Source organism: Corynebacterium sp. ACRPZ (genome assembly GCF_022346205.1).
GTDB lineage: Bacteria > Actinomycetota > Actinomycetes > Mycobacteriales > Mycobacteriaceae > Corynebacterium > Corynebacterium lehmanniae.
Map to the genome: position 1 here is coordinate 23,444 of NZ_JAKRMR010000018.1, position 10,531 is coordinate 33,974.

The 10,531-nt window shown below is 64.9% G+C and carries 11 protein-coding genes and 1 rRNA gene; 7 read left to right on the top strand and 5 right to left on the bottom strand.

The genetic code is table 11. The features are described from left to right. Positions 1-39: 39 nt before the first annotated feature. A complete protein-coding gene (locus MHX64_RS10895; protein ID WP_239357433.1) occupies positions 40-228 on the top strand; it encodes a hypothetical protein in 189 nt (62 codons plus the stop codon). Positions 229-246: 18 nt separating this feature from the next. On the opposite strand, the gene MHX64_RS10900 is transcribed toward MHX64_RS10895, so the two are convergent. Genes MHX64_RS10900 through MHX64_RS10915 form a run of 4 tightly spaced genes read right to left on the bottom strand, consistent with a single transcriptional unit; the run spans position 247 to position 4,317 of the window. After that, positions 247-1,560, bottom strand: a complete 1,314-nt coding sequence (locus tag MHX64_RS10900) for an MFS transporter (RefSeq protein ID WP_239357432.1) — start codon at positions 1,558-1,560, stop codon at positions 247-249. Between the two features lie 41 nt (positions 1,561-1,601). After that, positions 1,602-3,869 (bottom strand): cation-translocating P-type ATPase, encoded by a 2,268-nt coding sequence (locus MHX64_RS10905; RefSeq protein WP_239357431.1) that lies wholly within the window; start codon positions 3,867-3,869, stop codon positions 1,602-1,604. A gap of 34 nt (positions 3,870-3,903) precedes the next feature. Beyond that, on the bottom strand, positions 3,904-4,104 hold the full coding sequence (locus MHX64_RS10910) for a heavy-metal-associated domain-containing protein (RefSeq protein WP_181889295.1): 201 nt from the start codon (positions 4,102-4,104) through the stop codon (positions 3,904-3,906). 12 nt (positions 4,105-4,116) lie between these two features. Beyond that, the gene (locus MHX64_RS10915) at positions 4,117-4,317 is read right to left on the bottom strand and encodes a heavy-metal-associated domain-containing protein (RefSeq protein WP_070472153.1); all 201 of its coding nucleotides are present in this window, start codon (positions 4,315-4,317) and stop codon (positions 4,117-4,119) included. Between the two features lie 121 nt (positions 4,318-4,438). Here MHX64_RS10915 and MHX64_RS10920 point away from each other — a divergent pair, with 121 nt between their 5' ends. Beyond that, complete coding sequence (locus MHX64_RS10920) at positions 4,439-4,810, top strand: co-chaperone YbbN (RefSeq protein ID WP_181889294.1); 372 nt, start codon at positions 4,439-4,441, stop codon at positions 4,808-4,810. Between the two features lie 88 nt (positions 4,811-4,898). Then, positions 4,899-5,864, top strand: coding sequence for a PspA/IM30 family protein (locus MHX64_RS10925; protein WP_239357430.1), 966 nt, complete (start codon positions 4,899-4,901; stop codon positions 5,862-5,864). 311 nt (positions 5,865-6,175) lie between these two features. On the opposite strand, the gene MHX64_RS10930 is transcribed toward MHX64_RS10925, so the two are convergent. Beyond that, the gene (locus MHX64_RS10930) at positions 6,176-7,591 is read right to left on the bottom strand and encodes an NYN domain-containing protein (protein WP_239357429.1); all 1,416 of its coding nucleotides are present in this window, start codon (positions 7,589-7,591) and stop codon (positions 6,176-6,178) included. A 183-nt stretch (positions 7,592-7,774) separates the two neighbouring features. Between MHX64_RS10930 and MHX64_RS10935 the strand changes: the two genes are divergently transcribed. The 4 genes from MHX64_RS10935 to MHX64_RS10950 form a co-directional block, all read left to right on the top strand. Further along, positions 7,775-8,149 carry a GntR family transcriptional regulator gene (locus MHX64_RS10935; protein ID WP_239307167.1) on the top strand — a complete coding sequence of 125 codons (375 nt, stop codon included), beginning with the start codon at positions 7,775-7,777 and terminating at the stop codon, positions 8,147-8,149. Then, on the top strand, positions 8,146-8,904 hold the full coding sequence (locus MHX64_RS10940; protein ID WP_239357428.1) for an ATP-binding cassette domain-containing protein: 759 nt from the start codon (positions 8,146-8,148) through the stop codon (positions 8,902-8,904). The genes MHX64_RS10935 and MHX64_RS10940 overlap by 4 nt, the downstream gene beginning before the upstream one ends. Beyond that, entirely contained in the window at positions 8,904-9,902 is a 999-nt protein-coding gene (locus MHX64_RS10945) for a hypothetical protein (protein WP_239357427.1), read from the top strand. Before MHX64_RS10940 ends, MHX64_RS10945 begins: the two co-directional genes overlap by 1 nt. Before the next feature lie 566 nt (positions 9,903-10,468). Continuing rightward, a 16S ribosomal RNA gene (locus tag MHX64_RS10950) occupies positions 10,469-10,531 on the top strand; the annotation flags it as partial.

Here is a 10,531-nt window from a genome sequence, read left to right on the forward strand (position 1 = left end):
CTTCAACAGCACAACGCAAAAGCTGCAAAGGAGAAAGCCATGACCGTGCGTTCCATGAACGGCCCCGCCGCCTGCGCGAGCACGGTGGCCAAGCTCGACCCGAGCATTACCGTCGCCAAGACGGGGGAGAACACCCTCCTGCTCAACCTGCCGCGCAACATCGAGGACATCGACAAGGCGACGGAGGATAAGTCGCTGCTGTCCCGCATTTCGCGCTTTTTTGCTTAGCGACGAGCTCCGCTTTCCCTAGCCAATCGCCACACCGCGCTGCTCAGGCAGCGTAAACGCCGCCGCGCAGGCAAGCGCGAAGGCGGCGGCGAACACGCCGAACACCGCCGTCGCGCCGCCGAAGGCGAGCACCGGCGGAACCACCAGCGGCGCGAGAATTGAGCCGATGCGGCCGAACGCCGCGCCCGCGCCCGTGCCGGTTGCGCGGATAGCGGTGGGGTAGAGCTCCGGGCCGATCGCGTACAGCGCACCCCACGCCCCAAGGTTGAAGAAGCTGAGCAGGCAGCCCGCAGCGATGATCTGCCACTCCGTGCTGGCCATGCCGTACGCGAACGCAGCAATCGCCGAGCCCGCGAGGAAACTTGCCAGCGTGATGCGGCGGCCCCACCGCTCGATGAGCCAGGCGGCCGCGGCGTAGCCGGGCAGCTGCGCCAGGGTGATGATCAGCGTGAAGGTGAACGAGCGAACCAGGGAGAAACCCTGCTCCACCAGCAGGGACGGGATCCAGATGAACGCGCCGTAGTAGGACAGCGACACGCAGAACCAAATTGCCCAAAACGCGGCGGTGCGCCCGCGCAGCTCCGGGCCCCAGATTCCGCCATCGACGGGGTGTTCCTGGGCTGGCGCGGCGGTGTCGCACTGCGCGGGGTCGGCCTCGGCCTCGAAGTCGCGGACGATCCGTTCGGCTTCGTCGTGCCGGCCCACTGATTCGAGGAAGCGCACGGATTCCGGCAGTCCCATGCGCACGTAGATGGCGTACATGGCTGGCACCGCGCCGAGCGCGAAGCCCCAGCGCCAGCCGTTGTCGCTTTGCGCCACTACGAACGTGCCGATGACGGCCGCCATGATCCACCCCACCGCCCAAAACGCCTCTAAGAGCACGACCATGCGCCCCCGGACCTTCCGCGGCGAAAACTCGCTGACCAGCGTGGAGGCTACCGGCAGTTCCGCGCCAAGCCCAAGGCCCACCAGGAAGCGGAACACCATCAGCGACGCCACGGACCACGCCAGCGCTGAGGCACCGGTGGCCAGCCCGTAGAGCAAGAGCGTTGCGGCGAAGACTTGGCGGCGGCCGATCTTGTCGGCGAGCAGCCCGCCCAGGCTCGCGCCGATGGCCATGCCCACGAACCCCACCGACGCAATCCACCCCGTGGTGGTGTTGTCCAAATTCCACTGCGCGGCCAGCGCGGCGAGGATGAAGGACACGAGGCCGATGTCCATCGCGTCGAGGGCCCAGCCGATCCCGGAGCCGACCAGCAGGCGCTTGTGTTTCGGGGTGACCGGCAGGCGGTCCAGTCGCTCAGTGCGAGTGAGCTGCGCAGAAGAGTTCATGCGGGGAGTGTAGGGCGCGCTCGCCCGCGCGTTGGCAGTTTTTATTCACCTGCTCCCGACGACACGGAGTTGAACGCCCGCAGCCGCAGCGAGTTCGACACCACGAACACCGAGCTGAACGCCATCGCGATGCCGGCGAGCATCGGGTTGAGAAAGCCCAGCGCCGCCACCGGGATGAGGATGACGTTGTAGGCGAACGCCCAGAACAGGTTGCCCTTGATCGTCTTCAAGGTCTTGCGCGACAGCCTGATCGCGTCCGCCGCGGAGGTCAGCGAGTTGCGCATCAGCGCGATGTCCGCGGCCTCGATGGCCACGTCCGTGCCCGCGCCCATGGCCAAGCCCAGGTCCGCCTGGGCGAGCGCGGCGGCGTCGTTGACACCGTCGCCGACCATGGCCACGTGTTTGCCCTCGGCCTGGAGGCGCTTGACCACCTCCACCTTGTCCTCCGGCAGGACGCCCGCGGTGACGTTAGCCGGGTCGATGCCCACTTCCGCCGCGACGGCCTCTGCCGCGCCGGCGTTGTCGCCGGTGAGCAGGTGAGGTGTAAGCCCCAGCCCGCGCAGCTGCGCCACGGCGTCGGCGGAATCTGCCTTCACGGTATCGCGCACGGCGACGAACCCGGCCAGGGCGCCGTCCACCTCGACGGCCACCGGGGTCGCCCCGGCACGTTCGGCGTCCTCGAAGGCGCTGGCTAGCCCGCCAAGCGGCAGGGAGGGGCGGCCGACGCGGACCGGGTGGCCGTCGATAAGCGCGGACGCTCCCTTGCCCACCTCATTTTGGAAGTTCTCCGAGGCTGGCACCTCGCTGGCCGCCTCCACGATCGCGCGGGCGATCGGGTGCTCGGAGCCGGCCTCCACGCCGGCGGCGAGCCGCAGCACTTCGTCGGCGTCGAAGCCGTCAGCTGCGACGACGTCCGCAACCCCCATCTCGCCCGACGTGATCGTGCCGGTTTTGTCCATGACCACCGTGTCCACCTGGCGGGTGGATTCGAGCACCTCGGGGCCCTTGATTAGCAGCCCCAGCTGGGCGCCGCGGCCGGTGCCCACCAGGATCGCGGTCGGGGTGGCAAGCCCAAGCGCGCACGGGCAGGCGATGATCAGCACCGCCACCGCCGCGGTGAACGCGTGGGCGACACTGTGGCCCACTAGGAGGTGTCCGGCCAGCGTCACCAGCGCAACCAGCACCACCACGGGCACGAAGACCTGCGAGATTTTGTCCACCAGCCGCTCCACCGGCGCCTTGCCGGCCTGCGCGTCGCGCACGAGCTTGCCCATCTGCGCGAGCGTGGTTTCGGCGCCGACGCGGGTGGCCTCCACCACCAGGCGACCGGAGGTGTTCAGCGTCGCGCCGGTGACCGCGGACCCCTCGGAGACCTCCACCGGCACGGACTCGCCGGTGAGCATGGATTCGTCCACGGCCGAGTGCCCGGACACCACGCGGCCGTCGGTGGCGATCTTCTCGCCGGGCCGCACGATGAATTGGTCGCCCACCGCCACTTGGGCAATCGGCACGCGCACTTCCTTGCCGCCCCGGATCACGGCGGCGTCCTTGGCGCCCATGTCCAAAAGCTCGCGCAGCGCCTCCGAGGACTGCCCCTTCGCCCGCGTTTCAAACCACCTGCCTAGCAGCAGGAACGTAATCACCACGCACACGGACTCGAGGTAGATCTCGTCCATGCCGGCGTGCGACGGGAAGATGGACATCTCCATGACCATCCCCGGCTCGCCCGCGTTGCCGAAAAACAGCGCCCACACGGACCACAGGTACGCCGCGGACGTGCCCAGCGTGATCAGCGTGTCCATCGTCGCCGCGCCGTGCTTCAGGTTCACCCAGGTCGCGCGGTGAAACACGCTGCCCGCGGCGAAAAACACCAGCGTCGCCGCCGCAAACGCCGCCCACTGCCAGTTGGTGAACTGCAGCGCCGGCACCATGCTCACCACCATCACCGGCAGCGAGACCAGCGCCGCCCAAATCGTGGTGCGTTTCAGCTTCTCGGCTTCCTCCAGGCGCGCGCCTTCGAGCTTCTCGCTTGTCGACGCCCCTCCGGCCGCCGCCGCGTCACCCCCCACCGCGTCATCAGTCATTTCAAACGCGTCGTACCCGGCGGAGCGCACTTCGTCGATAAGCAACTGCGACGATGCCTTCGCCGGATCGAAATCGACGGTGGCCGTCTCGGTGGAATAGTTCACCGAGGCGTCCACGCCGTCGAGCTTGTTCAGTTTGCGCTGCACGCGCGAAGAGCACGACGAGCAGGTCATCCCCGTAACGCCCAGCTCGACGTGCTGCAATGCTGTGGGGGTTTCAGTCATAACCCCCACTTTAGGCCCGGGCCGGGCCTAAGCGTTAGGCCAGTGTGTAACCAGCTTCTTTCACCGCGGCCGCGATGTCGTCGGTGGAAAAACCGTCACCCTCGACGGTGACAGTCCCGGTGGTGTGGTCCGCCTTCACAGCGGTCACACCGGCGACCTCGGAGATCTCCTCCTGCACGCTCATTTCGCAGTGCCCGCAGGTCATGCCCTCAACGTTGAACTCGCGTTCAGCCATGGTGTGTCCTCCTTATATCTCGATTACGTAGCCGGCGTTTTTCGCCGCCTGCACAATATCTTCGTCAGCGAAGGTGAAGCCGACAACGGTGAGGTGCCCGGCCTCGAGGTCCACATCTACCTCGTGGGTGCCGTCCACCAGCGACAGCTCGTCTTTGAGCGAATCGACCGCGACTTCGTCCTTCGGGCCCGAGATCCGGTACGTCTTCGTCATGGCTGCTGCACGCCTCCTGGTTTCCACTCGTTCCAGCCCGGCTTGGAATAGCTCGGACATTGTTAGGGTTGTACCCGTTGCAACCTCTACAACAATAACCAAAAGCTTTAGGGAGCGTACTTTGAGCACGATCGATGTAACCGATGACACTTTCCAGGACACCGTTACCCAAGACGGCATCGTGTTTGTGGACGCATGGGCGGACTGGTGCGGCCCGTGCAAGCAGTTCGCGCCGACCTACGAGAAGGCCTCTGAAAAGCACACCGATGTCACCTTTGCCAAGCTCGACACCGAGGCCAACCAGCAGGTGGCCAGGGGGTTGGACATCCGGGCGATCCCGACGCTGATGGCGTTCCGCGACGGCATCCTGATTTACCAGAACGCCGGCGCCTTGCCGCCGGCCGCGTTGGACGACCTTATCCAGCAGGTCAAGGACCTGGACATGGATGACGTCCGCCGCCAGATTGCCGAGCAGAACGCCTCCGAGCAGTAGGCCTTTTTATTCAGCGCCCGCGAGACGGGCGCTTTTTTCATGCGTACACTTGCCTAACGACGAACCCCACCACCGGAAGGACACTCCAATGGCGAACCCGTTTAGCAAGGGCTGGAAGTACCTCATGCAGTCGTTCGACACCAAGATCGACCAGAACGCAGACCCGAAGGTGCAGATCCAGCAAGCCGTCGCTGCTGCGAAGGAGCAGCACAAGGCGATCTCCGAGCACGCGGCCAGCATCATCGGCAACCGGAACCAGCTGCAGATGAAGATGGAACGCCTGATCAAGTCCCAGGAGGATCTGCAGAACAAGGCGCGCACCGCCCTGCAGGCCGCGCAGAAGGCGGAGGCGGCCGGCGACGCCGAGAAGGCGCAGCAGTTCAACAACGCCGCCGAGGTCATCGCCACCCAGCTGGTGTCCGTGGAGCAGGAGCTCGAGCAGACCAAGCAGGCCTACGCGTCCGCCGACCACGCCGCCAAGGAAGCGCAGCAGAAGCAGCAGCAGTCCGAGGCGCACCTGAAGGAGCAGCTCTCCCAGGTCTCTCAGCTCGAGTCCCAGCTCAACCAGGCCCGCATGCAGGAGCAGACGGCCAAGACCATGGACTCGATGAACCAGTTCAACGACGACAACGTGCCCACCCTCGACGGTGTGCGCGACAAGATTGAGCGCCGCTACGCCAACGCCCTGGGCCAGCAGGAGCTGATGAAGGACTCCATGACCGACCGCATGGCCGAGATCGAGTCCGGCTCCACCGACGCTGCCGCCGCCAGCCGTCTGGACCAGATCCGCGCGTCCATGTCCGGCGAGCTCGAGGCCGGCTCCGGCGCGGGCGCCGGTGACGCGGACCGCCAGCTCGAGGCGGGCTCTGGTGAGGGCGAGGGCTCGCAGGGCGAGGGCGCCGACTCGGCCACCGACTCGGCCGCCGAGCAGAAGCCGTCCGGCAGCTCCCGCCGCGTCGCCGCCGACGCCCCGGAGACCTCCAGCACCGACAACGCCAACAACACCGACGACATCCTCGCCGACGCCGAGAAGTACATGCGCGACGAGGACTAACCGCCTCCAACTAGCAGATCACAAACGGCCGCCTGACAGATTACGGCGGCCGTTTGTGCTGACCTGGGGGTCGAGGGGCCGCCTGACAGATTCCGCCACGAAGTGTCGGCGCCCTCTGGCAAGTTTGTTCACTCGCCGGGAGCGGTTTGGTGAATTAGTTCCACTTGGGCGGTTGAATAATTCAATATCCCCAGGTCGCCAAAAACTCACGGCGGGATAGTTCACAAGCGAGTGAACTATCCCGCAATTGGGTCGGAAAAGGCGCCCCGAGGGCCGAAGCCCCGGAGCGCCGCAACACCTCCAGAACCGCGCTAGCTCTCCCGGCGGATGTTGATGAGTACGCCGCGGATGCCGGAGTGGAACCCGTCGCGGAGGTTCACGCGCTGAGTCTCGGACAGGGTGTACTCGTGCAGGGTTTCGCAGGCGAACTGCAGCAGCGGCCGGTCGATTTCCGGGGGCAGCCCGCCGCCGGACAGGAGGTGGGCGTTGTCACGCTGTTCGCTGGAGGCGGCGTTTTCAAACCACCAGTTGGCGTACTGCTGGCCCACGTCGTAGGGGGTTTGGAAGCCGGCGGAGGTCCACACTTCCTCGGGAAGCGGCACGTAGCGGGAACGCAGCTTGCGGCGCGGGGCCATCATCGACGGCTTCGGCGCAGGCTTGGGGCCGGGCTTCGGCGCGCTCGCAGGCGCGTCCGTGCTGGTGCCGGCGAGCGACGCGGGCGTCGGCTTCGCGCTTTCGGCGGGTGCCGACGGGGCGGGCGCCGACGGGGCGGGCGCCGCCGGGCGGTCGGGCTCGCTGGAGACGTTCTGGTTGCCGGGCTTGTTCGACTCGTTGTTGGCCTCCACCTGCGCCTCGGACGGCTCGTCCATCTCCGGTTCGTCCGGGCGGTGAGTGCGCTGCTGCGAGGTCGGGGTGCCCACGATGTCGGACGGCTTCGGGGCGACAGGGGCGGCGGGTGCGGCAGCAGGCGCCTGTCCCGGCTTCGGGGCGGACGAAGCGTGCTGGTCGCCCGCAGAGGCGGCATCCGAAGTAGCGTCCGAATCCGAGTTGTCCCCCGCAGCGCCGGCGTCCGGCCGGAGCGGGTCGGGGCCCAGCCCTGGAACCGCGGTGGGGCCGTCCGCCTCTTCGAGCGGAGCAGCGTCGTTAAGCGGGCGCTCCCTGATGCTGGGCGGAAGCGGGCCCTCGAGCACCTGGAGACGCATAGCGTCGGCGAAGTCCTCGCGCGGGTCGAGGATGGTGGTGCTGTCGCAGGCGTGGCGCAGGGCGGAGGACATGGAGTCCCAGCCGAAGCCGTAGAGGTGCATGCGCGCGCCGCGGCTGGTCACTTCCTCGACGCCGGGGATCATGTCCGCGTCGCCGGAGACCAGCACGAAGTCGGTGAACTTTTCGCTCACGCCGTTGACCACAAGGTCGGCGACGAGGCGGGTGTCCACGCCTTTTTGGGTGCGGCGCTCGCCCCACTCGATGAGTTGGCCGGTGCGCAGTTGCACGCCGTCGCAGGTGCGCAGCGCGCGCTGGTAGCGGTGCGGGCCTGAGTCGGGGATGCCGTCGTACCAGAACTGGCGGTGGATTGGTTGGTTGAGCTGGTCGGTGATCATTTTGCCGAGGGTTGCCACAACCTCCGGCAGGTCAATTTCTAACTGTGCGCGGGCACCGATTTCCCACGAGTTGTAAAAGCTCGCGAGAAGGTATGACGTGTCGACGAACACAAGTGTGCGTTCAAGCATGGCTCCTAAATTCCGATTCTTTTTCGTTACTAAGTTGCGTTACACGCACCATCTTGCCTGAAAAAGCTCAGTCATTCCACGTCGTAAATGTCACGGTTTCCTGCGAACTGGTTGCGCTCCCCCGGGCTGCGTGATAGTCAGTTAGTTACTCGAGTAACTAACCAATCAACCGGAGGGCAGGGCATGAACACTGACGCAGAGCCGCTCTTCGTGCAGATCGCCAGTTTCGTCGCCGACCTCATCGTCGACGGCACCCTGAAGCCCGGCGAGCAAGCACCGTCGACAAATCAGCTCGCCCAGTTCCATGAAATTAATCCCGCGACGGCGCGCAAGGGGCTTGCATTGCTTGTCGACGATCACGTGCTGGAAAAGCGCCGCGGCCTCGGCATGTTCGTCACCGACGGGGCCCGCGACCAGATCCTGGCGAAGCGTCGCGAGGATTTCGCCGGCGACTACATCGCCCCGCTCATCGACGAAGCCCTGCACCTGGGCTACACCCGCTCCGACCTCCACGACCTAATCGACCGCGTCGCAGAAAGCAGAGGCATGTACCAATGACCATCCACACCCGCGACCTGACCCGCAGCTTCGGTTCCAAGGACGTGCTCACCGGCGTCGACCTGGATCTGGGCCCCGGCATCCACGGCCTGCTCGGCCGCAACGGCGTGGGAAAATCCACGCTGCTGCGCATCCTGTCCGGTCAACTCAAACCCACCTCCGGCACCGTCGAGGTGTTCGGCGTGCGCCCCTTCGACAACGCGTTTGTCATGGACAACACGTGCCTGACCGGCGTTGACACCGCCTACCCGGGCACGTGGTCCGGCGCGGATGTAATCAAGGGTGCGCGGTTGCGCTACCGCACCTGGGACCAGCAGCTTGCCGACGCACTGACCGCCGACTTCGCCATGGATCAGGCATTGGAAACCCGCTACGGGAAGCTCTCCCGCGGGCAGCGCGCCATGATCGCCATCGTTATCGGGCTCGCTTCCGGCACCGATCTTCTACTCCTGGACGAGCCCTACGTCGGCCTGGACACCCACAACACCGAGGTGTTCTACCGCCACCTGCTGGACCAGGCGGACACCGGCCGCACCATCGTCATGGCCACCCACCACATCGAAGACGCCGCGAAGGTGCTGGATACGGCAGTGATTCTGGGGCGTGAGGGGGCCGTCGCAAAGCAATGTGCCCCTGAAGTCGCCGACGCCTTCGCGGTTGTGGGAGGGGAGCTTTTGCCTATCGACGCCGCGCCGCGCCACGCCCGCCCCGCCCGCTTCGACGACCTCATCGAGCACTACCTGGAGGTGTACTGATGAACACGACCTTGCCCGGATTCTTTCGCCACCAGTTCGTCGCGCCCTCGCTGTACAGGTTGCTGTGGATGGTGCCGCTGGCGGCGATGTTCGCGCTCGGCGCGACGATTACGGACCACCCGCTTACTGCGGTGATGACGCCTGCATTTGTGACCTTGTTTGTCATCGGCGCGCTCTCAATGGAAGAGACGGCGTACGCGGCCTACGGCATGCCGCGGGGTCGACGGCTACGACTGGCCGCGATGTCGGTGGTGCCGGCGGTGGTGATTGGCGCGGCCGTCGCGTTGCTGCTGCGGCCTGATTGGATTGGAGTTGTGGGTGCCTTGGGGGCTGTGGCGATGGGTCTGCTGATGGGGCAGCGCTACGTAACCGGTGAGGTGCCCGAAGCGAGTGAGCGTGTTCGGTCGCGCTTAGGCTCGCACGGCTTCCTTGTGGAGCTGGTGTGGAAACCTCAGCTGCTCTGGGCATTCGGTATCGCGGCGGCACATTGCGTGACGCTGTACCTGGCAAGCTTCATTGGTTCCGAGTCGCTCAGAGCGTGGATTGGGGCTTTGCCGCTGCTGGTTTGGTACGGCATGTATTGCATGCACGGCTCAGGAATCGCCGGCACAGACGTGGGCGCCAGCTACGGGGTGCCACGTCGGCGCTGGCTTGTAGTATCGCTCGCGGCATCAGTTGTCTCAGTGCTGCTCTATACGGTCGTTGTTGGTGTTGTCTCGAGTTTGAGCTGGGCCGCGGTGGTGGTCGGGGCGGCGGGTGCGCTCGCCTGCGCGGTGCTGGGATCGGTCATAAAAGCCCGGCGCAGCGAAATGGGGCTGTATCCAACGATCTTCCTCTTTATCCCCATCTCGCGAGCGACAGAAGTGGAAAGCTTTACGGACATTAAAACCGTTTACGTCCTTATCGTCGCCGGAGCACTGTTGTTGGTTGGTGTAGTGATGCAGGTGGCGTATTTGGGTGGCTATATGAACCCCAAACAAGCGCTTAAGAACAGGTAGAAAACAGCCTGTGCGCTGCGGGTTTGTGTTGTGTGTGGGGTGTGTGTAACTTATATCGAGTCAGCGAGACCGACAACGCCCCGCTGGAAGGTGAGATTCTTTCCGGTTTGTGTGGCGGGCAGGAAAACAATCGCTGGCAGATTCCAAAGTCACTTGAGGCTGGCTCACTGTTGTGTGGGTTGGTTTGGGTGTGCTGGTGTTGTTTGAGAACTCGATAGTGTGCCAATGTACTTTTGTTGCGTGGGTGTGTTTGCCTGCCTCGCTTTGTGCACTGTGTGGTGTGCGCCTTTTGTTTGGGTGTGTGCCGGTGGTGGCGTGGTTGAATTCCAATGATGGATCGCGTCATCTGTTTGGTTCAGTGTGCGTGGGGTGTGGTTGAACATGTTTCACGTATTTTTGGCCGACCCCCGTGTTTTTGACCCCGTCGGGTTGGGGGTTGGTTGTTGAACCTTTGTAATTTTTGGATTTTTGCCAGTCACTTGATGCCCTGGTTTTGGGTGTTGGGTGTTTGGTTTGTTTTTGGTTGGGTTTGGGCTTTTCACGGCCTGTTTCTTTCTGAAACTGTTTTTGTGGAGAGTTTGATCCTGGCTCAGGATGAACGCTGGCGGCGTGCTTAACACATGCAAGTC